The organism is Serratia sp. (in: enterobacteria) (assembly GCF_051654945.1).
Taxonomy (GTDB): Bacteria; Pseudomonadota; Gammaproteobacteria; order Enterobacterales; family Enterobacteriaceae; genus Chania.
In genome coordinates, this window is record NZ_JBOFZA010000038.1 from 65,333 (window position 1) to 89,772 (window position 24,440).

General features: G+C 55.0%; 24 protein-coding genes. 12 read left to right on the forward strand and 12 right to left on the reverse strand.

Annotated elements, in window-relative coordinates; translation table 11 throughout:
* Nucleotides 1-9 precede the first annotated feature (9 nt).
* The 3 genes from rhaD to rhaM all read left to right on the forward strand — a co-directional run bounded on the left by rhaD (nt 10) and on the right by rhaM (nt 2,381).
* Nucleotides 10-834, forward strand: coding sequence for a rhamnulose-1-phosphate aldolase (gene rhaD / locus ACRDCA_RS04940; RefSeq protein ID WP_438688540.1), 825 nt, complete (start codon nt 10-12; stop codon nt 832-834).
* Nucleotides 835-901: 67 nt separating this feature from the next.
* Nucleotides 902-2,050: a lactaldehyde reductase gene (gene fucO / locus ACRDCA_RS04945; protein ID WP_438688541.1), complete on the forward strand. Its 1,149-nt coding sequence runs from the start codon at nt 902-904 to the stop codon at nt 2,048-2,050.
* A gap of 16 nt (nt 2,051-2,066) precedes the next feature.
* Entirely contained in the window at nt 2,067-2,381 is a 315-nt protein-coding gene (gene rhaM / locus ACRDCA_RS04950) for an L-rhamnose mutarotase (RefSeq protein WP_438688542.1), read from the forward strand.
* Nucleotides 2,382-2,417: 36 nt separating this feature from the next.
* On the opposite strand, the gene ACRDCA_RS04955 is transcribed toward rhaM, so the two are convergent.
* From ACRDCA_RS04955 to ACRDCA_RS04985, 7 genes are all read right to left on the reverse strand, one after another.
* Nucleotides 2,418-2,873 carry a GNAT family N-acetyltransferase gene (locus ACRDCA_RS04955; RefSeq protein WP_438688543.1) on the reverse strand — a complete coding sequence of 152 codons (456 nt, stop codon included), beginning with the start codon at nt 2,871-2,873 and terminating at the stop codon, nt 2,418-2,420.
* A 99-nt stretch (nt 2,874-2,972) separates the two neighbouring features.
* Nucleotides 2,973-4,475, reverse strand: coding sequence for a PLP-dependent aminotransferase family protein (locus ACRDCA_RS04960; RefSeq protein ID WP_438688544.1), 1,503 nt, complete (start codon nt 4,473-4,475; stop codon nt 2,973-2,975).
* Between the two features lie 101 nt (nt 4,476-4,576).
* Entirely contained in the window at nt 4,577-5,398 is an 822-nt protein-coding gene (cysE, locus tag ACRDCA_RS04965; protein WP_438688545.1) for a serine O-acetyltransferase, read from the reverse strand.
* Nucleotides 5,399-5,496: 98 nt separating this feature from the next.
* Nucleotides 5,497-6,516, reverse strand: a complete 1,020-nt coding sequence (gene gpsA, locus ACRDCA_RS04970) for an NAD(P)H-dependent glycerol-3-phosphate dehydrogenase (protein WP_438688546.1) — start codon at nt 6,514-6,516, stop codon at nt 5,497-5,499.
* Complete coding sequence (gene secB, locus ACRDCA_RS04975; protein ID WP_025121354.1) at nt 6,516-6,986, reverse strand: protein-export chaperone SecB; 471 nt, start codon at nt 6,984-6,986, stop codon at nt 6,516-6,518. Before secB ends, gpsA begins: the two co-directional genes overlap by 1 nt.
* Nucleotides 6,987-7,068: 82 nt before the next feature.
* Nucleotides 7,069-7,317, reverse strand: a complete 249-nt coding sequence (gene grxC, locus ACRDCA_RS04980) for a glutaredoxin 3 (RefSeq protein ID WP_024482902.1) — start codon at nt 7,315-7,317, stop codon at nt 7,069-7,071.
* A 26-nt stretch (nt 7,318-7,343) separates the two neighbouring features.
* Nucleotides 7,344-7,778, reverse strand: coding sequence for a rhodanese-like domain-containing protein (locus ACRDCA_RS04985; protein WP_025121353.1), 435 nt, complete (start codon nt 7,776-7,778; stop codon nt 7,344-7,346).
* A 292-nt stretch (nt 7,779-8,070) separates the two neighbouring features.
* Here ACRDCA_RS04985 and gpmM point away from each other — a divergent pair, with 292 nt between their 5' ends.
* From gpmM to ACRDCA_RS05000, 3 genes are read left to right on the forward strand one after another with little or no spacing between them, the layout of a single operon-like run.
* Nucleotides 8,071-9,615 carry a 2,3-bisphosphoglycerate-independent phosphoglycerate mutase gene (gene gpmM, locus ACRDCA_RS04990; protein WP_438688547.1) on the forward strand — a complete coding sequence of 515 codons (1,545 nt, stop codon included), beginning with the start codon at nt 8,071-8,073 and terminating at the stop codon, nt 9,613-9,615.
* Between the two features lie 9 nt (nt 9,616-9,624).
* Nucleotides 9,625-10,959 (forward strand): murein hydrolase activator EnvC, encoded by a 1,335-nt coding sequence (envC, locus tag ACRDCA_RS04995; protein WP_438688548.1) that lies wholly within the window; start codon nt 9,625-9,627, stop codon nt 10,957-10,959.
* Between the two features lie 2 nt (nt 10,960-10,961).
* Nucleotides 10,962-11,912, forward strand: coding sequence for a divergent polysaccharide deacetylase family protein (locus tag ACRDCA_RS05000; RefSeq protein WP_438688549.1), 951 nt, complete (start codon nt 10,962-10,964; stop codon nt 11,910-11,912).
* Between the two features lie 178 nt (nt 11,913-12,090).
* On the opposite strand, the gene tdh is transcribed toward ACRDCA_RS05000, so the two are convergent.
* Both tdh and kbl read right to left on the reverse strand, forming a co-directional pair.
* Nucleotides 12,091-13,116: an L-threonine 3-dehydrogenase gene (tdh, locus tag ACRDCA_RS05005; protein ID WP_438688550.1), complete on the reverse strand. Its 1,026-nt coding sequence runs from the start codon at nt 13,114-13,116 to the stop codon at nt 12,091-12,093.
* Nucleotides 13,117-13,125: 9 nt separating this feature from the next.
* Entirely contained in the window at nt 13,126-14,322 is a 1,197-nt protein-coding gene (gene kbl / locus ACRDCA_RS05010; protein ID WP_438688551.1) for a glycine C-acetyltransferase, read from the reverse strand.
* Between the two features lie 240 nt (nt 14,323-14,562).
* On the opposite strand from kbl, the gene rfaD reads away from it, so the two are divergent.
* Genes rfaD through ACRDCA_RS05040 form a run of 6 tightly spaced genes read left to right on the forward strand, consistent with a single transcriptional unit; the run spans nt 14,563 to nt 20,932 of the window.
* Nucleotides 14,563-15,492 (forward strand): ADP-glyceromanno-heptose 6-epimerase, encoded by a 930-nt coding sequence (gene rfaD / locus ACRDCA_RS05015; protein WP_438688552.1) that lies wholly within the window; start codon nt 14,563-14,565, stop codon nt 15,490-15,492.
* Nucleotides 15,493-15,516: 24 nt separating this feature from the next.
* Complete coding sequence (rfaF, locus tag ACRDCA_RS05020) at nt 15,517-16,563, forward strand: ADP-heptose--LPS heptosyltransferase RfaF (protein ID WP_438688553.1); 1,047 nt, start codon at nt 15,517-15,519, stop codon at nt 16,561-16,563.
* A gap of 2 nt (nt 16,564-16,565) precedes the next feature.
* Entirely contained in the window at nt 16,566-17,531 is a 966-nt protein-coding gene (rfaC, locus tag ACRDCA_RS05025; protein ID WP_438688554.1) for a lipopolysaccharide heptosyltransferase RfaC, read from the forward strand.
* The gene (locus tag ACRDCA_RS05030; RefSeq protein WP_438688555.1) at nt 17,531-18,694 is read left to right on the forward strand and encodes a glycosyltransferase; all 1,164 of its coding nucleotides are present in this window, start codon (nt 17,531-17,533) and stop codon (nt 18,692-18,694) included. The genes rfaC and ACRDCA_RS05030 overlap by 1 nt, the downstream gene beginning before the upstream one ends.
* A gap of 28 nt (nt 18,695-18,722) precedes the next feature.
* Nucleotides 18,723-19,955 carry an O-antigen ligase family protein gene (locus ACRDCA_RS05035; RefSeq protein WP_438688556.1) on the forward strand — a complete coding sequence of 411 codons (1,233 nt, stop codon included), beginning with the start codon at nt 18,723-18,725 and terminating at the stop codon, nt 19,953-19,955.
* On the forward strand, nt 19,952-20,932 hold the full coding sequence (locus ACRDCA_RS05040; protein WP_438688557.1) for a glycosyltransferase: 981 nt from the start codon (nt 19,952-19,954) through the stop codon (nt 20,930-20,932). The genes ACRDCA_RS05035 and ACRDCA_RS05040 overlap by 4 nt, the downstream gene beginning before the upstream one ends.
* A gap of 30 nt (nt 20,933-20,962) precedes the next feature.
* Here the strand turns inward: ACRDCA_RS05040 and ACRDCA_RS05045 are convergent, their stop codons facing one another.
* The 3 genes from ACRDCA_RS05045 to ACRDCA_RS05055 all read right to left on the reverse strand — a co-directional run bounded on the left by ACRDCA_RS05045 (nt 20,963) and on the right by ACRDCA_RS05055 (nt 24,413).
* A complete protein-coding gene (locus ACRDCA_RS05045; RefSeq protein ID WP_438688558.1) occupies nt 20,963-22,057 on the reverse strand; it encodes a glycosyltransferase family 9 protein in 1,095 nt (364 codons plus the stop codon).
* Nucleotide 22,058: 1 nt separating this feature from the next.
* A complete protein-coding gene (locus ACRDCA_RS05050; protein WP_438688559.1) occupies nt 22,059-23,015 on the reverse strand; it encodes a polysaccharide deacetylase family protein in 957 nt (318 codons plus the stop codon).
* Between the two features lie 267 nt (nt 23,016-23,282).
* Complete coding sequence (locus ACRDCA_RS05055; RefSeq protein ID WP_438688560.1) at nt 23,283-24,413, reverse strand: RNA-guided endonuclease InsQ/TnpB family protein; 1,131 nt, start codon at nt 24,411-24,413, stop codon at nt 23,283-23,285.
* Nucleotides 24,414-24,440: the final 27 nt, after the last annotated feature.

The following is a 24,440-nucleotide window of genomic DNA, read 5'->3' on the forward strand; positions in this document are numbered from 1 at the left end:
GGTAGCGCAATGCAACAGATAGTTTCTTCCTGGTTCGTCCAGGGCATGATCAAGGCCACCAGCGACATGTGGCTCAAAGGCTGGGATGAGCGCAACGGCGGCAACGTCAGCCTGCGGCTTTCGGCGCAAGATGTTGAGCCTTTCCGTAGCGACTTCGTGGCCGATCCGCGCTGCGTTGAGCTGACGCAACCAGCCACCGAACTGGCCAACTGTTGGTTCCTGGTCACCGGCTCAGGCAAGTTCTTTCGCAACGTGCAGCTGGCACCGCAAGAGAATCTGGTGCTGCTGCAACTGAACCACAACGGTACCGCCTACCACATTCACTGGGGGCTTTCGCAGGGAGGATTCCCAACATCGGAACTGGCGGCGCACTTCCAGTCGCACATCGTACGTATGAACGTCAGCGGAGGCAGCGATCGCGTCATCATGCACTGCCACGCCACCAACCTGATCGCTCTGAGCTTTGTGCAGGAACTGGATAACGCCAGCTTCACCCGCCTGCTGTGGGAAGGCAGCACCGAGTGCCTGGTGGTGTTCCCGGACGGCATCGGCATTGTGCCCTGGATGGTGCCAGGGACTGACGGCATCGGTACCCAGACCGCCGAGCAGATGCAGGAACACAGCCTGGTACTGTGGCCGTTCCACGGCATTTTCGGCTCTGGCCCAACGCTGGACGATGCCTTCGGCCTGATCGACACCGCAGAAAAATCGGCAGAAATCATGGTGAAAGTGCTGTCGATGGGTGGCAAGAAGCAAACCATTTCCGGCAGTCAGTTGACCGCACTGGCCAAGCGCTTTGGCGTGACGCCACTGGCCGCCGCGCTCAAGGATTGAGAAATCGGTGCCCTGCGTCCGTTACGGCGGGCGCAACACAACGGTTTCCCCTTTCAGGAGCAATACTATGAGTTTCATGTTGGCATTACCGAAAATCAGTTTGCACGGCTGCGGCGCCATCGAAGATATGGTCAAGCTGCTGGCACAGAAGCAATGGGGTAAGGCGCTGATCGTCACCGACGGCCAGTTGGTTGAACTCGGCCTGCTGGATGGGCTATTCAGTGCTATGCAGCAGCACGCGCTGCCTTACGCCATGTTCAATGAGGTATTTCCCAACCCCACCGAGGAGCTGGTGCAACAGGGCTGGCAAGCGTTCAAACAGCAGCAATGTGACTACCTGATTGCCTTCGGCGGCGGCAGCCCAATCGATACCGCCAAGGCGATCAAAATCCTCACCGGCAACCCTGGTCCCTCTACCGCCTATTCCGGCGTTGGCAAAGTCAAACACCCTGGCGTCGCCTTGGTCGCCATCAATACCACTGCGGGTACCGCAGCCGAGATGACCAGCAATGCGGTGATCATCGACAGCCAGCGCCACGTCAAAGAAGTGATCATCGACACCAACATCATCCCTGATATTGCCGTGGACGATCCGCAGGTGATGTTGAATATTCCCGCCAGCGTCACCGCCGCCACCGGTATGGACGCGCTAACCCACGCGGTTGAAGCCTATGTTTCCGTGGGCGCCCACCCGCTGACCGATCACTCGGCGCTGGAAGCCATCCGTCTGATTAGCACCTGGCTGCCTGCCGCCGTCGAGGATGGCAAGAACCTGCAGGCGCGGGAAATGATGGCCTATGGGCAATATCTGGCGGGAATGGCGTTCAACAGCGCCGGGCTTGGCCTGGTACATGCCTTGGCTCATCAGCCTGGCGCGACCCACAATCTGCCGCACGGCGTCTGCAACGCGATCCTGCTGCCGGTGATCGAAGAGTTCAACCGGCCGAATGCCGTTGCCCGCTTTGCTCAAATTGCACAAGCTATGGGAGCGGACACGCAAGGCATGAACGAAGAGCAGGCCAGCCATCAGGCAATTGCCGCCATTCGTGCGCTGTCCTTGCGCGTAGGTATTCCGGCAGGTTTCTCGGCGCTGGGTATCAAAGAGGCCGATATCGAAGGCTGGTTGGATAAGGCTTTAGCCGACCCATGCGCCCCGTGCAACCCACGCACGGCCGATCGCGAGCAGGTACGTACGCTCTATTTGGCCGCGCTGTGACCTTCAAGGAGAACCCATGATCCGTAAAGCTTTTGTGATGCAGGTCAACCCGGACGCACACGCCGAATACCAACGGCGCCACAACCCGATTTGGCCAGAGTTGGAGCAGGTATTGAAAGAGCATGGCGCACACCACTACTCCATTTTTCTGGATGAGGCGCGCAACCTGCTGTTTGGCTATGTGGAGATCGAATCGGAAGAGCGCTGGAATGCGGTGGCTAACACCGCTGTCTGCCAGCGCTGGTGGCAGCATATGGGCGACGTGATGCCGAGCAATCCGGATCATAGCCCGGTAAGCTCACCGCTGCGTGAAGTGTTTTATCTCGATTGATCGTTAAGGCGGCGGTGAAAAACCGTCGCCTTATGATTAACGCTTGCTATAAATAATAAATGACGTTCGTTGGCCGATTTTATCGTACAGCGAACGGGCAGAGGAATTAAACTCTTGGGTCATCCAGTAAACCCGACTGCTCTCTCTTATTTCCGCCTGTTTGTAGGCTTCGTTAAATAAGCTCTCGGCAACGTTTTTTCCCCGCGCACTTTTATCAACGAACAGATCTTCAATATAGCAATAATTGGTATCGCTCCATGTCGAAGCGTGATAAACCAGATGCATAAAGCCTAAAACCTGCCCCTGATCATTAACGGCGACCAGGCCAACCAATTCTTGTTTTTGGCAGAGTTTGCTAAAGGTTTTTTCGGAGATTTCAGGGCTGACATCGGCGCGATAAAAGTGCAGATACTGCTGCCACAAATTCTCCCAGCCCGGTTTATCTGCCGCGCATATGTCCCTGATGGTAATATCATTTTTGGTGTTTAACATGTTGTTGTCCTTGCATTATCAAAGTGCCGCCAGTATAGACGACGCCATAGTGCAAGGTTAATGGACAAATCCGGGATAGACACAGGACCATTGCACAGACTAACGCTCTACCTCGTTTAGACAGAGCGTTAGCAGGCGGGAAAACTGCTCGACGTTATGGGCGATCTCAATCGGATCCAGCGCCGCAAAACCCAGCAGCCAGCCAGATAAGGGGATCTCCTCAGTACAAAACTCGCAGATGCCCTTAAGGGTTAAATGATACTGCTCAGCACGCAGGGAAACCGCCTGCTCCAACCGTTTATTCTCTACTTGGCAAAGGATCTGCAAACCGCAATTCGGCACCATTACCCGTACCTTTTCACCACAATGCCTGACTATCTCATTAATAAATAGCGCCGCGCGCGAAGAATATATCTTCTTCATGGTTCGGACATGCTCTCGGTAATGCCCTTGCATAATAAACTTGGCCAACGTGCGCTGTGTGATGCCTGAAACCTGGCTATCCGTATTCGCGCGTGCGGTGGTCATCGGTTTTACCAAGGCTTCAGGCAAGACCATATAAGCGACGTGCAGATCCGGGAATAAGGTTTTGCTGAAGGTGCCCATGTAAATGGTGCGCTGATGGGGATCTAACCCCTGCAAACAGGCCGTCGCAATGCCTTGATAGTGAAATTCGCTGTCATAGTCATCCTCGATGATCCACATGTCGCGTGATTTCGCCGCCTCAATTAATGCCAGACGCCTTGCCAGCGGAAGTGCTCGCCCGGTCGGATATTGGTTAGAAGGAGTGACATAGACAAATCTGGCGTTAACTGGTGAGCCAATGATTTCGTCGGTGCAGATCCCCTGATCATCGACGGCAACCGGAATAGGTTTAAGCTGAGCCGCCCGGAAGGCTTTAATCGCCCCGGTATAGCCTGGATTTTCGATAAAAACGGCGTCTTCAGCATCCGCCAGCACCTGCGCACATAAGGACAGTGACTGCTGGGTGCTGCTCACAATCAGAATTTGATTGGCCAGCGCTTTCACGCCCCGTTCGACCAGCAGGAAGTCGCAAATCGCCTCCCGCAGATGAATATTGCCCTGCAAGTCGCTGCCCGCCGAGATAGACAGCCCCTCTTCCTTGACGGTCTGCTGATAAAGCCTGAGCCAGGTATGGATCGGAAAGTTACGCGTTTCTGGCATACCGGGGCTAAATGCCCGACGAGGAATATGGCCGCTCAAAGCAGATTTGGCATGCTGTGACGATCTCCGGCTTAGTGTGACATGGCCAGCGGGGACGGCTGCACGCTCGCGGGTCAGGCCAAGCAAGGGTTGCTGGCGTTGTGCGACAAAACTTCCCCTGCCCACTTCTCGGCACACGTACCCCTCGGTTTCCAGCGCTGAATAACAGTTCTCAACGGTGCCTCTGGATAGCTGGAGCGATGCTGCCAACGCACGGCTGGCGGGCAAACGATGGCCAGCAATGAACTCACCCTGTTGGATCATGGTTTTGAACGCGGTGGCCAGCGCAGCGGTTAATGAAACCTCTGGGATCGTTTGCTTGGCGAGATTTTTTTGCAGCAGAAGGGCCTGGAGTTGCGATTCAGTCAAACGGTTCAAGGGGCGGCTCCACTCAGAGAAATAAATGACAAACCGCCCTGTGATAAGACTATCACACAGCGGTTTACATCCGGTTTGGAGCTACTACGGCAGGGAGTAGTTCAGATACCGTCGCCGTACTCAAACCCATGGTTGGCACCGTTGAAGTACTGGTCCATATCCATCGATGGCGTGTCGCTTTCCGGCCGGCCGACAATACGCGCAGGCACGCCTGCGGCGGTGGTATGAGGGGGTACGGGTTGCAGCACCACGGAACCTGCACCGATCTTGGCCCCTTTCCCCACTTCGATATTGCCGAGGATTTTAGCCCCCGCGCCAATCATCACGCCTTCGCGGATTTTCGGGTGGCGATCGCCGCTGGTTTTGCCTGTCCCGCCCAAGGTTACCGATTGAAGGATGGAGACGTTATTCTCCACCACGGCGGTTTCACCGATCACGATGCCAGTGGCATGGTCGAGCATAATGCCGCAACCGATGGTGGCCGCCGGGTGAATATCCACCCCAAAGGCGACCGAGATTTGATTTTGCAGGTAGATCGCCAATGCCTGGCGGCCCTGCTGCCACAGCCAATGGCCGATGCGGTACGACTGCAAGGCATGGAAACCTTTCAGGTACAGCAGCGGCGTGGAATATTTATCTACTGCGGGGTCACGCAACCGCACCGCCAGAATATCGCGGGCCGCTGAGACGATCATTTGTGCGTCGGAACGATAGGCATCTTCTACCACCTCTCGCACCGCAATCGCCGGCATGATTGGATTGGCCAGTTTGTTCGCCAGAATATAGCTGAGCGCACTGCCCAGATTTTCATGCTTGAGCAAGGTCGCATGGAAAAAGCTAGCCAGCATCGGTTCACAATCTGCCAGCGCTCGCGCCTCTGATTTAATGTTGCTCCAGACCTGTTCTAACTCTTCTGACGACATCGCTTCCTCTCTGCCAAAACGGACCACCCCGCCTTATCCCGGCAGAGCAGCCTAATCAAATTGTCGCGGCGCGATCCATTGCTGGATCGCAGCCAAGGTCAGGCACTGTGCTTTTCGTCTTTCTTGGTACGCCCAAGCAGGCTTAACGCGGCCTCGCGGGCATTTTTATCACAGTACAACACCTGATAGATCTGCTCGGTGATCGGCATTTCCACGCCAAAGCGCTGCGCCAGTGCCAATACCTCTTTGGTATTGCGATAGCCTTCAACCACTTGGCCGATGCTATCCTGCGCTTCCTGCACGCCCTTGCCTTGCCCCAGCATAATACCGAAACGACGGTTGCGCGATTGATTATCCGTGCAGGTTAACACCAGATCGCCCAAGCCAGCCATGCCCATAAAGGTGGAAGGATCGGCACCCAATGCTGAGCCGAGACGGCTCATTTCCGCCAGGCCACGAGTGATCAATGCGGTGCGCGCGTTGGCACCAAAACCGATACCGTCGGACATACCGGCACCAATGGCAATCACGTTTTTCACCGCCCCGCCCAGCTGTACCCCGATGAAATCCGGGTTGCTGTAAACGCGGAAGCTTTTGCCACAGTGCAGCAACTGCTGTAAATCTTCGGCAAATTGCTCGTCGGTAGCCGCCAAAGCGATGGCCGTTGGCAACCCGGCTGCCAGCTCTTTGGCAAACGTCGGCCCAGACACAACCGCCAGTGGGATGTCATCCCCTAGCGCTTCGCGGGCCACGTCTTGCAACAGCCGCCCCGTTTCCGCTTCCAGGCCTTTGGTGGCCCAGACAACCCGGGCATCCGGGCGCAGATGAGGTTTTAACTGACGCAATACGTCACCAAACACATGGCTAGGCACCACCACCAGCACATCACGGCTGGCCGCTAGCGCACGAGCAAGGTCGGTTTCAAGCAACAAGGTATCGGGGAATGGGACGTCGGGCAGGAATGCCTGATTGCAACGATCGCGCTGCATAATCTGGATCTGCTCGGGGTTATGCCCCCACAGCACGACCGGGTGGCCATTACGCGCCAGCGTAATGGCTAAAGCGGTGCCGTACGAGCCGGCACCGATTACAGTCATTGAAGCATTGACGGTGTTCATCAGGCATCCTGATGAGGTTCGGCAGTTTCGCCTTCGGCCTGCTGCTGCAAGTAGCTCATGAACAGCGCGTCAAAGTTGACCGGTGCCAGGTTCAGCTGCGGGAAGGTACCGCGAGAAACCAGGCTGGTGATGCACTCGCGCGCATACGGGAACAGGATGTTCGGGCAGTATGCACCCAGGCAATGTGCCAGCTGCGTGCCTTCGATACCGGAGATAGAGAAGATACCTGCCTGCTGAACTTCACACAGGAAGGCAGTTTCTTCACCCAGAGAGGCGGTGACGGTGACGCGCAGTACCACTTCATAAACGTCGTCTGCCAGGTGGCTGGAAGCCGTATCCAGATCGAGCTTAACTTCTGGCTGCCATTCCTGTTGGAATACCTGCGGAGCGTTTGGCGCTTCGAATGAGATATCCTTGGTGTAAATGCGTTGGATCTGGAAAGCCATCTCTGTGCTGTTTTGTTCTGACATGTGTGTAATACCCTTGGTTAAATATCCTTATAGACACTCAGTGGTCGCAATACCCACATCTTGGCAGTGGGACCGCGCTGGTTTACAGCAGCGGATCCAGCCCACCGCGAGCATCAAGTGCATGTAAATCATCACAGCCGCCAATATGTTGGCCATCGATGAAAATCTGAGGCACGGTGGTTCGCCCACTGCGCGCAATCATTGCTTCACGCTTGACGTTATCGCCATCGATGGCGATCTCGCTAAACGCGGCACCCTTGCTGTTCAGCAGCGCCTTGGCGCGATGGCAGAACGGGCAGGTTGCCTTGGTGTAGATCTCAATGTTAGCCATGGAAACCTCTTCAACCACAGTAAAATTTATTTGCCACGAGCCAACGGCAGGTTTTCACCACTCCAGCCGGCAATGCCGTCTTTCAGGGTATAAACCTGTTCAAACCCGGCTTTGCTCAGGTTTTCTGCGGGTTCGCGTGAAGTGGTGCCATTGGCGCAGACCACGATGACTGGCTGAGCCTTGTGCTTATCCAGCTCGCCGAAGCTGCCAGCTTTGATCTCGCTCGCCGTCAGGTTAATCGCATTGGCGATATGGCCTCGGCGGAAATCATCACGGGTACGGGTGTCGACCACTACCGCATCTTCTTTATTAATCAATCGAGTAGCTTCACCGCGGGCGATCTCTTTGACCTTGGAGAAACGGCTCTTGAAGGTCATGACGATCACGGCAGCCAGCAGACCGACCCAGGCCAGACTAAGTATGGGGTGCCGGCTAACAAATTGCATAATTTCTTGCAGCATGGGGTGTAACAACTCCCGTCAGTTAAGGGAAAAATAAGTCAAGGTTTCAGAGTATACCTGCCGAATGCGTCAAATACAGCCAATAAGCAAATGGGAATGCAGAAACTGCGGAGTGCACTGGAAAATTACCGCCCTGGGAGGGGTTGTTCACCGCATCTTTGATCTCTTTGGGCTCTTTTTAGTCGGCAACATTGTAGTATCATCGGGTTTCGGAGAGTGAATAGCCATCATTCCAGCGCCCATGGGCTGATGGCTATTCACAACTTAAAACGATCATAAAGAGGTTACTGCAATGTCGAGCACGAAAAAGCCCATGGTACTGGTGATCCTGGACGGCTACGGCCACCGGGAAGAGCAACAGGACAACGCGATCCTGAACGCCAAAACGCCGGTCATGGACCGCCTGTGGCAACAACAACCGCACACCCTGATTGCCGCTTCCGGCCTGGATGTCGGCCTGCCTGATGGCCAGATGGGTAACTCCGAAGTGGGTCACGTGAACCTGGGCGCTGGGCGCATCGTGTATCAGGATCTGACCCGTCTGGATAAAGAAATCCAGGACGGTGACTTCTTCACCAACGCCACGCTGACCAACGCCGTCGACAAGGCCGTGCTGGCAGGTAAAGCGGTACACATCATGGGCCTGATGTCCCCTGGTGGCGTGCACAGCCATGAAGAACATATCCTGGCGATGATCAAACTGGCCGCGCAGCGCGGTGCCAAAGCCGTTTACCTGCATGCCTTCCTGGATGGCCGTGACACCCCGCCGCGCAGTGCTGAAAATTCACTGAAACGTTTCAGTGATGAATTCGCCAAGCTGGGGGCCGGGCGCATCGCCACGGTGATTGGACGCTACTATGCGATGGACCGTGATAACCGTTGGGACCGCGTACAGCTGGCCTACGATCTGATGACCCAGGCCAAAGGCGAATACACCGCAGATAACGCCGTGGCCGCACTGCAAGCCGCCTATGCTCGTGACGAAAACGACGAGTTCGTGAAACCTACCGTGATCCAGGCAGCCGGCGAAGCCAGCGCCGAGATGAACGACGGTGACGCGCTAATCTTCATGAACTTCCGTGCTGACCGTGCGCGCCAGATCACCCGTGCTTTCGTCAATGCCGATTTCGATGGCTTCCCACGTAGCAAAGTGGTCAAGTTCGGTGATTTTGTGATGCTGACCGAATACGCGGCCGACATCAAAACCGCCTGCGCTTATCCACCAGCCTCTTTGGCCAACACCTTCGGTGAATGGCTGATGAAGCACGACAAAACCCAACTGCGCATCTCGGAAACCGAAAAATACGCCCACGTCACCTTCTTCTATAACGGCGGCGTTGAAGAACCCTTCAAAGGCGAAGATCGTATCCTGATCAACTCACCAAAAGTGGCCACCTACGATTTGCAGCCAGAGATGAGCTCCGCCGAGCTGACCGAAAAACTGCTGGCAGCCATCCACAGCGGTAAATATGACGCCATCATCTGTAACTACCCGAACGGCGACATGGTTGGCCACACCGGTATCTATGATGCGGCCGTCAAAGCGGTAGAAACGCTGGATAACTGTATTGCGCAGGTGGTTGAGGCGGTTAAAGCCGTTGACGGTCAGCTGCTGGTCACCGCCGACCACGGTAACGCCGAGCAAATGCGCGATCCGGCCACTGGCCAGGCGCACACTGCCCATACCAGCCTGCCGGTGCCGTTGATCTATATCGGTAAAGCAGCGAAAGCGGTAGAAGGCGGCAAACTGTCCGACATTGCTCCAACCATGCTGTCACTGATGGGAATGGAAATCCCGCAAGAGATGACTGGTAAGCCGCTGTTCATCGTGGAATAATCCTTCTCCATGAGGGAGAAGGCGAATTTTGCACTATCAAGGGTAACCCGAAGCGCAAACTCAGGCGGCCAATCGCTGCCTGAACGCTCCGCGCCAAGGAAGTTAACCACACTCTGCGCCAGCGTGTTTTTCGCTGGCGCATTGCTGTTGCCATTAACCGGCAACGCCGCGGAAGATAACAAGTCCCAACTCAAAGACATTCAACAAAGCATCGCCGAAAAAGAAAAGGCGGTGAAACAGCAGCAGCAACAGCGTAGTTCGCTGCAAGATCAGCTCAAACTCCAGGAAAAGACCATCGCGCAAGCCAGCCGTTCGCTGCGTGATACCCAGGGTACGCTCGCCACCCTCAGCAAAGACATTTCCGGGCTTAACGCTTCCATCGCCAAGCTGCAAAAGCAGCAGTCCACCCAGCAGGAAATCCTCGCCAAACAGCTCGATGCCGCCTTTCGCCAGGGGCAGCACAGCGCCTTGCAGTTGGTGCTCAGCGGTGAGGAAAGCCAGCGCAGTGAACGTATGCTGGCCTATTTCGGCTATCTGAATGAAGCCCGTCAGCAGTCCATAGAGCAGCTCAAGCAAACCCGGGCGCAGCTGGCGGAGCAGAAAGTCTCGCTGGTGGCTAAACAGGGTCAGCAGAAATCGTTGCTCGGCGAACAGCAAACCCAGCAGCAAAAGCTGGAGCAGGCGCGTAGCGCCCGTAAAAAAACCCTGACCGCGTTAGAAGCCTCACTGGAAAAAGATCAGCAGCGGCTGGTGGAACTGCGCCAGAACGAAACCCGCCTGCGCGATCAGATCGCCCGTGCCGAACGTGAAGCCCGTGCCCGCGCCGAACGCGAAGCGCGTGAAGCGGCCAAGGTACGTGAGCAGGTCAAAGTTAAAGAACAGCAGGCGAAGAAAACCGGTACCAGCTATAAACCTAGCGAAGGTGAGCGTTCACTGATGGCGCGAACCGGTGGTTTAGGCCAACCCGCGGGGCAAGCCGTATGGCCGGTGCGTGGCCGTATCGAGCATCGTTTTGGCGAACAGCTGCAAGGTGAGTTACGCTGGAAAGGTATGGTGATCTCCGCGGCCGAAGGCAGCGAAGTGAAAGCCATTGCCGATGGTCGCGTGCTGCTGGCCGACTGGCTGCAAGGCTATGGCCTGGTGGTGGTGGTCGAGCACGGCAAAGGTGACATGAGTCTTTATGGTTACAACCAGAGCGCTTTGGTTAGCGTCGGAGCGCAGGTGCGTGCCGGCCAACCTATCGCCCTGGTCGGTACCAGTGGTGGTCAGGGAACGCCATCGCTCTATTTCGAAATCCGTCGCCAGGGTCAGGCCGTTAACCCACAGCCGTGGTTGGGAAGATAGATTTGTACTACACCAAAACGCGTACTGCCCTGTTACTGAGTGCGCTGCTGTTCGCTAGCGCCGCACAGGCTGGCAAGCTTTCTATCGTGATCGATGATGTGGGCTATCGCCCACATGAAGAAAACGCCGTACTGCAAATGCCGACGGCGATCTCCGTTGCCGTACTGCCCAACGCGCCTCACGCCCATCTGATGGCCACCAAAGCTCATAGCCAGGGGCGCGAAGTGCTGATCCACATGCCCATGGCTCCGCTCAGCAAACAACCGCTGGAGCGCGATACCTTACAACCCACCATGAGCAGTGAAGAAGTGCAGCGTATTATCCGCAACGCGGTGAATAACGTGCCTTTTGCGGTGGGGATGAATAACCATATGGGCAGCGCCATGACCTCCAGCCTACCGGGCATGGAAAAGGTCATGCAGGCATTGGAAAGCTACCACCTTTACTTCCTCGACAGCATGACCATCGGTAATAGCCAGGCCACGCGTGCTGCGGCAGGCACCGGTGTGAAGGTGATCAAACGCAAGGTGTTCCTCGACGATACCGCCAACCCGGACGATATCCGCCGCCAGTTTAATCGTGCCGTCGAGCTGGCGCGCCGCAACGGTTCGGCCATCGCTATCGGCCACCCGCGCCCGGCGACGGTCAAAGTGCTGCAACAGATGCTGGCTACGTTGCCCTCGGACATCGTGCTGGTGAAACCCAGCTCGCTGCTCAACGAGCCACAGCAAAACGGAAGCGGTTATGTGCCACCTTCCAAGCCAAACAAACCGCAGCCGAAAAATCCGTTTACCGGTGCCGTCAAGCAGTGCAAGGTTAAATTGCCGAAGGAAGGCGTGAACGCCAGCCATGCGCTGGGGATCATTGCAGAAAGCGTGACACAGTCGCCGGTCGTGGTGGTGATCAAACGCCATTGGCAGCACTGGATGGGTTCAGAGCCAACCAAGCCGTAACTACTCATAATCCCCTCACCCCAACCCTCTCCCAATTTATGGGAAGGGTAGGCAATAAGCACTTGTTGGGAGAGAGGGAGCCAGTTCTGAGCTGCAGTCAGGTGCAGACGTCAATATGTGGCACGTAAAGTCCCCTCTCCCTGTGGGAGAGGGTTAGGGTGAGGGGCGAACGATCGCCTCAATCCCAGTTCAGCACCACTTTGCCCGACTGCCCGGAGCGCATGGCGTCAAAGCCCTGCTGGAACTCGTCAATCGAGAAACGGTGGGTGATGATCGGCGTCAGATCCAGACCAGACTGGATCAGGGCCGCCATCTTGTACCAGGTTTCAAACATTTCCCGGCCGTAGATCCCTTTGATAAACAGCCCCTTGAAGATCACCTGAGTCCAGTCGATAGACATATCCGAAGGTGGGATCCCCAGCATCGCGATACGGCCACCGTGGTTCATGGCATTGAGCAACGAACGAAACGCCGGTGGCGCACCGGACATTTCCAGGCCCACGTCAAACCCTTCGGTCATACCCAATTCGGCCATGACGTCCGTCAGGTTTTCCTTGCTGACGTTGACCGCACGGGTCACACCCATCTTGCGCGCCAGATCCAGACGATATTCGTTCACGTCGGTGATCACCACGTGGCGTGCGCCAACGTGTTTACATACCGCCGCCGCCATGATGCCAATTGGGCCAGCGCCAGACACCAGCACGTCTTCCCCGACCAGATCGAAGGAGAGTGCGGTGTGTACGGCGTTACCAAACGGGTCGAAGATCGAGGCCAGTTCATCCGAGATATTGTCGGGGATTTTGAAGGCGTTAAACGCCGGGATCACCAGATATTCGGCAAATGAGCCTGGGCGGTTGACGCCCACGCCAGTGGTGTTGCGGCACAAATGCGTACGGCCACCACGGCAGTTACGGCAGTGACCACAGGTGATGTGTCCTTCGCCAGAAACGCGATCGCCAATGCTGAAGCCTTTGACTTCCTGGCCGATGGCGACCACTTCACCGACATATTCGTGCCCCACCACCATCGGTACCGGAATGGTTTTCTGCGACCATTCGTCCCAGTTATAGATATGCACGTCGGTACCGCAGATCGCGGTTTTGCGGATCTTGATCATGACATCGTTGTGGCCCAGCTCAGGCTGAGGCACATCGGTCATCCAAATACCTTCTTCCGCTTTCAGTTTTGCTAATGCTTTCATTGAATTACCTTATGCAATCACGCCAAGCGTCTTACCGATGCGGATAAACGCCTCAACGGCACGTTCAATCTGCTCTGGTGAGTGATCGGCAGACATCTGGGTGCGGATACGTGCCTGACCTTTCGGCACCACCGGGTAGAAGAAACCAGTAACGTAGATGCCTTCCTTAAGCAGTGCGTTGGCGAAATCCTGCGCCAGTTTTGCTTCACCCAACATCACCGGGATGATGGCGTGATCGGCCCCGGCAAGCGTAAAGCCTGCTGCGGTCATTTTTTCGCGGAACAGGCGGGCATTGGCCCACAGACGATCGCGTAGGGCGTCCCCATCTGCGAGCAGTTCCAGCACTTTGATCGAGGCCGCGACAATCGCCGGAGCCAGCGAGTTGGAGAACAGATAAGGGCGTGAACGCTGGCGCAACCACTCCACCACCTCTTTCTTGCCTGCGGTATAGCCACCGGAAGCACCGCCAAGCGCCTTACCCAGGGTGCCGGTAATGATATCGACGCGGTCCATCACTTCGCAGTATTCATGCGTTCCGCGCCCGTTTGCGCCAACAAAACCCACAGCGTGAGAATCATCAACCATCACCAACGCATCGTATTGGTCAGCCAAATCGCACACGCCCTTCAGGTTGGCGATCACGCCATCCATAGAGAACACCCCGTCGGTGGCGATCATGATGTGCCGCGCGCCGTCCGCCTTGGCCTGCTTCAACTGCTCGGCCAACTGGTCCATGTCGTTATTGGCATAACGGTAGCGCTTGGCTTTGCACAGACGCACGCCGTCGATGATCGAAGCATGGTTCAGCGCATCGGAAATAATCGCGTCTTCCGGGCCAAGCAGGGTTTCAAACAGGCCGCCGTTGGCGTCAAAACAGGAGGAATAGAGGATCGCGTCTTCCATACCCAGGAAATCAGCCAGCTTTTGTTCCAGCACCTTATGACTATCTTGTGTACCACAGATAAAACGCACCGACGCCATACCGAAGCCATGGCTGTCCATCCCGGCCTTCGCCGCCGCAATCAGCTCTGGATGGTTCGCCAAGCCCAGGTAGTTATTGGCACAGAAGTTGATCACCTGGCAGCCATCGGCCACCGAGATATCGGCCTGCTGAGCGGAAGTGATAATGCGCTCATGTTTAAACAGCCCTTCGGCACGAGTGGTAGCAAGCTGTTGTTCCAGCTGCTGATAAAAGGACGCAGACATTCGGTCATCTCCAGGATAGGGGCATTTTCGGCATATTTTACTGCTTTGTCGGTAAACTGACGACATTCCGCCACAGAGAATCTGAAAAATGCAGCAGATATCACGGCAAACCACCGCTGAGGTCAACTGCACGGGATATTAAGAGCCGTCCCGATGTTCCCAATGGCATGAAATGCTATTATAGGCAGCATATAGGGTGGAGCATTGTGCGCCACCGGGAAGAACACAGGGGTAAACCCAATGATTATCGTCACTGGCGGCGCTGGCATGATTGGCAGCAACATCATCAAGGCACTGAATGAAAACGGATATCGCGATATCCTGGTGGTGGACAACCTGAAAGACGGCACCAAATTCGTTAACCTGGTCGACCTTGATATCGCTGACTATATCGATAAAGAAGACTTTATCGCCAGCATCATGGCCGGTGACGATCTGGGTGAAATCGACGCCATTTTCCATGAAGGTGCCTGCTCTTCCACTACCGAGTGGGACGGCAAATACATGATGGATAACAACTATCAGTATTCCAAAGACATCCTTCACTACTGCCTGGATCGCCAAATCCCGTTCCTGTATGCCTCTTCTGCCGCCACCTACGGCGGTAGCTCAGACTTTATCGAAGAGCGCCAGTTTGAAAAACCGTTGAACGTTTACGGCTACTCCAAATTCCTGTTCGACCAATACGTGCGCGAGATCCTGCCAGAAGCGGATTCGCAGGTATGTGGCTTCCGTTACTTCAACGTGTATGGCCCGCGCGAAGGCCATAAAGGCAGCATGGCCAGCGTGGCGTTCCACCTGAACAACCAGATCAACCGCGGTGAGAATCCAAAACTGTTCGCCGGTAGCGAAAACTTCAAACGCGACTTTATCTACGTCGGTGACGTGGCGGCGGTCAACCTGTGGTTCTGGCAGAACGGCGTTTCCGGCATCTTCAACTGCGGTACCGGTCGTGCTGAAACCTTCCAGGCCGTGGCCGATGCGGTGGTGGAATATCACCAGTCAGGTGCCGTGGAATACATTGAGTTCCCGGAAAAGCTGAAAGGCCGCTACCAGGCTTACACCCAAGCCGACCAAACCAAGCTGCGCGCTGCTGGCTATGACGCCCCGTTCAAAACCGTAGCCGAAGGCGTTAAAGAATATATGGCCTGGTTGAATCGTCCCGCATAAGCGCTGAAGGAACTAAATAACGGTATGAAAATACTGGTCATTGGCCCTTCGTGGGTTGGCGATATGATGATGTCGCAAAGTCTCTACCGCACCCTGAAGGCCGAGCACCCGTCGGCAGAAATCGATGTGATGGCACCAGCCTGGTGCCGTCCCCTGCTGGCGCGGATGCCTGAAGTCAACCAGGCGTTGGCGATGCCGCTGGGCCACGGTGCCCTGGCATTGGGCGAGCGCCGCCGTCTTGGCCATGCGCTGCGGGCGAATGGCTACGACCGCGCTTATGTGCTGCCCAACTCGTTCAAGTCTGCCCTGGTGCCCTTCTTCGCCAACGTGCCGCAGCGTACCGGCTGGCGCGGCGAGATGCGCTACGGCCTGCTCAACGATATCCGCGTGCTGGATAAAGCGGCATTCCCGCTGATGGTGCAACGCTACGTCGCGCTGGCCTATGACAAGCAGCGGATACAGCGTGCCGAAGATTTGCCGCAGCCGATACTCTGGCCGCAGTTGCAGGTCAGTGACGAAGAGATTGCCGAAACTACCTCGGCGTTTAATCTCACCGATCACCGGCCCATTATCGGCTTTTGCCCGGGAGCCGAATTCGGCCCGGCCAAACGCTGGCCGCATTACCACTACGCCACGCTGGCGCAGATGCTGATCGACGCAGGCTATCAAATCGCCCTGTTTGGTTCGGCTAAAGACCACGAGGCCGGTGAACAAATCCGCACCGCATTGGCGGAAAAATCACGCGACTTCTGCTTTAACCTGGCTGGGGAAACCCAGCTTGAACAGGCGGTGATCCTGTTGGCCTCCTGCCGGGCGGTGGTCAGCAACGACTCCGGCCTGATGCACGTTGCAGCGGCGTTGAACAAGCCTCTGATAGCCTTGTACGGGCCAAGCAGCCCGGATTTCACCCCGCCGTTGTCCCATCAGGCCAAGGTGATCCGCCTGATCAGTGGCTATCACAAAGTACGCAAAGGTGATGCCGATCAGGGTTATCACCAGAGCCTGATCGACATCCAGCCACAGCAGGTGTTGGACGCGCTGACGCCATTACTAGCCGCCAGCGAGGAATAATCATGCAGGTGCTGATCGTAAAGACCTCTTCGATGGGGGATGTGCTCCATACGCTGCCGGCCTTGACCGACGCGATGCAGGCCATCCCCGGTATCCGCTTCGATTGGGTGGTGGAAGAAGGGTTTAGTCAGATCCCCAGTTGGCATCCGGCAGTGGATCGCGTGATCCCGGTGGCCATTCGCCGCTGGCGTAAGAACTGGTTCGGTAGCGAAGCGCGCCAACAACGCTGCGACTTCAAGCGTCAGGTGCAGGAACGTAATTATGACATCGTGATCGATGCGCAGGGCCTGATCAAGAGCGCGGCGTTGGTAACTCGCATCGCACACGGCAGTAAACATGGCCTGGACTGCAAAAGCGTCCGTGAGCCGTTTGCCAGCTGGTTCTATAATCATCGCCATGAAATCGACAAGCAGCAGCATGCGGTGGAACGCATCCGCGAACTGTTTGCCAAAAGCCTGGGGTATGAAAAACCTCAGGGCACGGGTGACTACGCGATTGCCGCACGCTTTCTCAGCCAGCCACCCGCCGATGCCGGGCAATATCTGGTGTTTCTGCACGCCACCACGCGGGATGAAAAACACTGGCCGGAGCCAAACTGGCGCGAACTTATTGCATTGATCGCACCGAGCGGAATGAAAATCAAACTGCCCTGGGGCGCAGAGCACGAACGCCAACGCGCCTTACGGCTGGCGGAAGGATTTGCCCACGTCGAGGCGCTGCCAAAACTCAGCCTACAGCAGGTGGCGGAAGTGTTGGCCGGAGCAAAGGCCGTGGTATCGGTCGATACCGGGCTGAGTCATCTGACCGCTGCGCTGGATCGCCCTAATATCACCCTGTTCGGCCCGACCGATCCGGGGCTGATTGGTGGCTACGGACAGAATCAGCACTCCCTGATTTCGCCGGAAAAAAGCATGGCCACCCTGACCGCCGACGCCGTTTGGGCAGAACTGCAAAAGGTTATTGATTGATGAAAAAGCTGCATATTATCAATTTAGGCAAGATGGGCGGGGTTGAACGCCTGTTCCTGCAATATATCAATGATACCAGCGACGGCAGTAACCAGGTCATTTGCATCAGCGGTGAAGTGGGTGAAGAGATCCGCCAACAGATGCCGAACCAGCCAGTCACCTTTGCCAATCGGCTGTTCAATTCGCTCCCTTTGCGCTGCCCACAGTTTCTGCGCAAATACCTGCTGCAAAGAAAAATCGAACGGGCCAACGCCGACGTGATTATTGTCTGGGATCTGATCCCAGGGCTGGCGGCCAAGCCCAAGCGGGGCAAATTGGTTTATTACGATCATGGCTGCTCGTGGCGCTATGCCAAGAACCACAAGACGTTGCGCTTCTTTGCCATGCTGGACGGCGTGATTTCCGCCTCCCATGCCTCAAAACGGGTGATGGAGCTGCGTTTTAATCTGCCGTGCCCGAACCCGGTGGTAATCAACCGCATCAAAACGCCTGCGGGGATCAGTGCGGCCCCGAAGTCATTGACCCAGCCGATCAGGATTGGCACGGCCTCGCGCCTGGTAAGTCTGAAAGGCATCAGCGTTTCTCTGCTGATGATGCAGGAACTGCTGCGCCGTGGGCACGACGTTTACCTGGAAATTGCGGGCAAAGGCCCGGATCGGGAGGCGTTTGAAGCCTTGGCAGCCAGACTTCAACTTGGTGAGCGGGTGGTCTTCAGCGGCTTTCAGGATAACGTGGCGGATTTCTTCAACCGTACACAAATCTATATGAGTACGCCGATCACCGAACCGTTCGGCTTATCCTGCATGGAGTCGCTCTACTTTGGCGTGCCGGTGATTTTCCCGATGGTCGATGGCCAGCCGGAAGCGGTGAAAGACGGCTACTGCGGCATTGGCCTGACGCCGACGGTGACCATTGAAGAGCACCAGCGGTTAACCGGTATCAAGGTCGATTTTCCGCACGAGGTTTACGACCCTCTCTCCGATAGCCTGGTCACGCCGAAGCTGTTATCACACATCGACTGTGCGGATGCCGTAGAGCAACTGCTGGTGGCGGAAACCTATAATTCCATGAGCCACAATGCCCGACAGTATCCCGCTCAGCATTTCAGCTATGATGTGTTCAAAAGCGAATTCGATGACAGGCTGCAATCCTTTATTGCCTAACCGTAATGTGAGCCGGAAACCACTTTTCATGTTTAAAGAAACAGCTCCGCATCCCGTATTCAGCTATCTGATCTACCTGGGATGCGCCATTGCCTTTTGTACCATTCCGTTTGGCTCCGACACGGGGCGCAACCTGTTTTACGTTGCCAGCTACATCTCCTTTATTGCCGTTTGCCTGCACTTAAGGTACTTCCTGAAAAACAAAAGCAATCTGATCCTGCCGGTGCTGTTCTTCTGCGTGGGCATGGGGACGATTTTCTGGATGAACCATTTCAAGCAGCCTGGCGAATACATCAATATTTACCGCTCATATATGTCGACCGGTAAGCTGCAAATCGCCACGGCGTTTATTTTATTGATCGCGTTAAATGAGCGCCTTTGTATGCAGCGCGCCTTTATTGTCGTGGCCTTGGGGTGCGGTTTGGCGGTCAATGGCTATGCGCTGTATCAGGGGCTGCGGTTAGATATCCCACGCGTGGAGCTTAACTTTGACCGTGCCACCGTCGTTGCCTATCTGATGACCGCCATCAGCCTGGTGATGATGAAGGCGATACTGATGCTGCGGACCCGATATCGCATTGCTCTGTATGTTGCCGGTTTCTTGCTCACCTTCTCCACTCTTATTCTCACCGGAACGCGCGCAGCTATACTGATCTACCCCGTGGCGATCTGCCTGTCACTGTTGGCGACCAAAGATCTGGTGACTCGCAAGCATAAGATCCAGCTAGTCGCCGCAGTCCCTTTATTACTGCTGGCCTGTGGCTTCGCCTTCAAGGCACAGATAGAGCAACGGATTAACGATTTCAAAGCCAATCTGCAAATGATCGATCAGCCCGAAGTGGATAACTCGATCATTTCCCGCCTGACGATGCAGACCATCGCGATACGTACCGGATCAGAGGCCCTGTTGGGACAATCGGCAGAACAGCGTGGGAAAGAGATCCTGGCTATCGTTGCTCAAGAACCACGCCTGTACGGCGTGATGCCTTATATCAACGTGCATCTGCATAACGAACTGCTGGAAACCTATTCACTCAAAGGCATCTGGGGAACGCTGTTTTTATTGGCGCTCTACATCGGGTTGTTTATCTCCGCATTTAGGCCGTATCGAAATGCGCTGATGTTGGGGGTAACCTTCAGCCTGTTCGTCTATGGGCTAAGCGATGTCATCTTCTTCAGCACGGAAGGCACGGCGATCTTCTGCCTGGCCATTATTGCCAGCGTGCTGTCGGTGAAGAAACGTCAGGAAACGGCAATATGAGTTCATCACCGCTGCTCAGCGTTATCGTGCCGTTTTACAACAATGAAGACTTCATCATTGCTGGTCTGAGCTCGTTATTCGATCAGATTACCGATGATATCGAAGTGGTGATTATTGATGATGGTTCTAGCGATGCGTCTGCAACGTTGGTACGCCAGTTCCTGGCGGAGAAGCAACACCCGCACACCAAGTTCATTTCCCAGGCAAACGGCGGTATTGCCAACGCCCGCAACGTCGGCCTGCAAAACGTCAGCGGAAATTATGTCACTTTTCTGGATGGGGACGACTTACTGAGTAGCGATTATCTGGCGATCCTGCGCCCGCTGTTGCTCGCTGGCAAAGATGATCTGATTGATTTCAACTACCAGAAATTCTCCGTCCAGCCGCCAGCACCGTCAGCTAATAGCGAGACCCGTTACACGATTTATGATGTCGAACATCATGGTCTGGCCTGCCTGAAACCGCTATTTTCCCACTCGATGTGGCACCTGTGGAGCCGAGTTTATCGGCGTACATTGCTGGCAGGCGAAACCTTCGAAGACGGTCGCCGCTATGAAGACGTTATTTTCACGCCGTTCCAGTATTTCAAGACTCGCAAAATCGCCCATCTCGATCATCAACTCTATTTTTATCGGGATAATAGCCAGGGGATCACCCGCAATATCCAGGTTAAGGATATTGAAGACATGCGGTTTGCGATGAAGAAGATGCTGCGATTCGTGGAAATACATCACGGGGATGAGCCGCTGCGGCAGCTGGCCGCCTTGATGCTCGCCAACTGTTTTTCTGAGTTAAAAGCCATGTCGAAGGCGGTCTACGGCTATTACCACTATGAGCCAGCAACCCTGGAGACTCTCCGCCAAACAGCAACTGTATGTAGCAACAGCGACGTGCCCCGCAAGAAGATCTACCAGATGCGCTTTGCACGCGTGGATAGCTGCCTGTCCAAGATCCGTTGGTGGCTGAAGAAACGATAAAACGCACCGGGTGACCGATGCGTTTTTTCTTCAAGGGTTCAACGGTACGTGCGCCACGATTTCATCATAAACCCGCTGTGGCTGTATCACTCCCACCGGGCCTTCCGCTTCTAATGGCATGGTGTAACCCGTGCGTGACTGATGAATAATGCGGTGCAGCTCGTGATCCTGGATCGGCCCGGTTGAGCGGGGGTCGGCGGTGACAAACAGGCTGATGGTCTTGGTTTTCAGGGCCACCGCCAGATGCAGCGGCCCGGTGTCTCCGGTCACCAGCACATCGAGGCTGCTAATCAGCGTCAGCGCCCCTTGCAGCCCAGTCTTGCCAATTTGGTTATCAACGCAGGCCTGGGTGTTGGCATTGATCAGCCGCTGGAACTGCTGGGCTTTACCTTCCTCCATCGGCGCGCCAATCAATACGAAACGCATGTTGTCATAGCGAGCGACCAACATATCCGCCAGTTTGGCAAAGTGTCCTACCGGCCAGCAGCGCGACTCCGTTGAAGCGCCTAGCTGGAAACCAATGGTGCAGAAATCAGGATTTTTAACACCTGGCGTATAAGGAGCCGGTATCTCCATGGTTGGATCGTCACTGCGGCAACCCAGAATGGAAACCAGCTCCAGCTTACGGCGGATAAAGTGGCCGTAATAATGGAACACATAGTTGGTCAGCCAAGGCTCCAGCCCGCAGATGCCTGAACTGTAGTTATCCCTGATGACATATTTCGCCCCGGCCATAACGGCGCTGATAATGTCATAGGGCAGATGCGAGTGCATGATCAGCGCCAGATCGGGCTGATGTTCACGCAACGATTTCAACAGCGGCCCCAACGTCTTTATTTTGCTGTTCCAATACACCACGCGATCGTAATAGCGGCCGTTTTCTACCAGCTCCCTATTCTTTTCATGGACTACCAGCGTGATATGCGCATCCGGGTAGCGTTCACGCATCGCTCTTAACACCGGGGTATTGAACATAAAATCCCCCAGCGCCGTGGTGGAATAAATCACGATATTTTCGAACTGGAGACGGCTGTCGAAAGTCGCAGGCGGCTGGAAACGGCCGTGCTTTGCCGTGTAGCGCCGCAAGAACCAGTCAGCGGCCTTGATTTTCCATTTTTTCGACATGTTAGTTCACTTTACGTTGATAGTATTCAGCCAAGGTCATGCCAACCGTGCGCTGTTGCAACCAGGCAAACAGCTGCTCCAAATCCCGATATAACGCCTCAATATCCTGTTCGTTCTTGAACGTAGGGCTGCCTCCCGGCATAAACTCGGAAGAGTGCAGCATAAACTCGACGTAATCGTGCCCCTGCGCCAGAGAGCGCTCAACCACCAGCTTCATCTTGTCCAGATTGTTACCAGAGGGCCGCAGCCAATGCACCGACGGAGAACGCTTTTTACCCCGTAAGCGGTCATAGCCTTGCTTCAGCGTATTCATCAGCGCCGAGTGTTTATACTGAATGCTCATTGGCACTTCCAGCAGCCTGGAATGACCGGGTTGGGCGATATTGGCCGGGTCGATAAAATAGGCCTGCGAAGGAAAATGGCGATAATCGGTACCGCCGTTACCCTGCGGATTGCCTGGTGAATACTGCCAGTTAACGCGCGGGGTGACGGAACAGTCAACCTGATAGCCATACTCCAGCAGCAAGGAGGCATAAAACTCATTAAACGCCCAGCGCCCGGCACGGTGGCTGAGCATCTTGGTCTGGAAGGTATCTTCCAGCAGCTTGGTCATATGATCGACCTTGGCGCGGATCTGATCGGCCGGGTACTCGATCAGGTAGGGCTTATGCCGCCAGTCATCATCGGTAAGCGGCGTCAGCGGCGGGCTGTTCCAGGCGTGCAGGTGCATTCCCACCTCGCCGGTGCCACGTGCTATCACATCGCGGGCAAATTCGACGTACTGCGCATCCACCGCCATTTCATAGTTGGTCAGATAAACCGGCTTGCAGGCGTATTTTTCACACAGCGCCTGAAAGCGCGGCAAGAAACGCGTGTTCTCGGTCGAAATACGATCGTGGTTTTGCCACAGATTATCGCCTTCGGTATCAATAGTGATAAGAAACGCCGGTTTAGTCATACGTTAAGAGCCTGATAGCCACAGAGTTACATTATGTTACGCAGCCCCATTCCTCAGGGCAAACGACTTTATCGCCTCGTTTGGACAACATTGAGCCGTAATTGTCACCCTCTGCCATTATTTTTTTGTTCGCAGGCAAGAAAACCGAGCAACAGTAGCCACATGCGATCGGGTCATTTAGAATCAAAGATTGGTTTCCCTGAAAGCGACTGACTTTGACTGCTCCCCGCCCAAAAGGGCGAGGATTCCCACTTCACAGAGCCGAACCTAAGCCGCGTGCTGCGATTCAGGATTTACAGGCTCTCCGTGGGCTAACACTGCCAGCCCGGCAGCTTTGATATTACGCGCCGCGTTGATATCTCGATCATGGTCAGCACCGCACTTAGGGCAGTGCCAGTTACGAATATCAAGAGGCATTTTTTCCATGGTGAAGCCGCAACAGCTACAGCGTTTTGAGGACGGGAAAAACTGATCTATGGCAACGACAGAACGTCCAGACCATTTCGCCTTGTACTGTAGCTGCCGTACAAATTCACCCCATCCGGCATCGGATATCGCTTTCGATAGTTTGGGATTACGGATCATGTTTTTCACTTTCAGGGATTCAACGCAAACAACTTGGTTCTCGTTTATCAGTTTGCGGGACAACTTATGCAGGCTGTCCATTCGGCAATCAGCAATTTTAGCGTGGAGCTTTGCGACTTTTAATCTTGCTTTGGCACGGTTCCTTGAACCTTTTTTCTTCTTGCTCAATCGGCGCTGTAACAACGCTAAACGTTTCGCGTACTTCGCCGTGTGGCGGGGATTGCCGGTTTTAAATCCGCTATCAGTGACGAACAAATCTTTTAAACCTATATCAATGCCCGTTATTTTTGCGGTAACAGGCAGTGATTTTGATTCAAATTCGCACAAGCAGGACACGAAATATCGACCTGATGCGTCTTTGGAAATTGTCACGGTTGAAGGTGTCGAGGGGAGTTCACGACTCCAGCGAACAGAGAGTGGCCTTGTGCTTTTAGCCATGTACAGCTTGCCGTTACGGTATTTAAAGGCACTCGCCGTAAATTCAGCAGATTGTTTGTGGTGTTTGCTTTTGAATGTTGGGTACTTGGCACGCCCCGCAAAGAAGTTAGAAAAGGCGGTCTGTTGGTGGCGAAGAGTCTGCTGTAACGGGACGCAGGAAACATCATTCAGCCAGGTAAATTCAGGCTCTTTTTTTAGGGCAGTTAGTCGGGCATTGGCCTGAATGTAGCCGATCTTCTCCTGTCGTTCGCGGTACACATCAGTACGCCAGCGGAGAACTGAATTGTAGACAAAACGCACACAGCCGAAGGTTTGAGCTAAAAACTCAATCTGATCCTGTGTTGGATAAAACCGATATTTGTAGGCGCGTTTCATATGTACAAAATTACAGGAGTTAGGGTG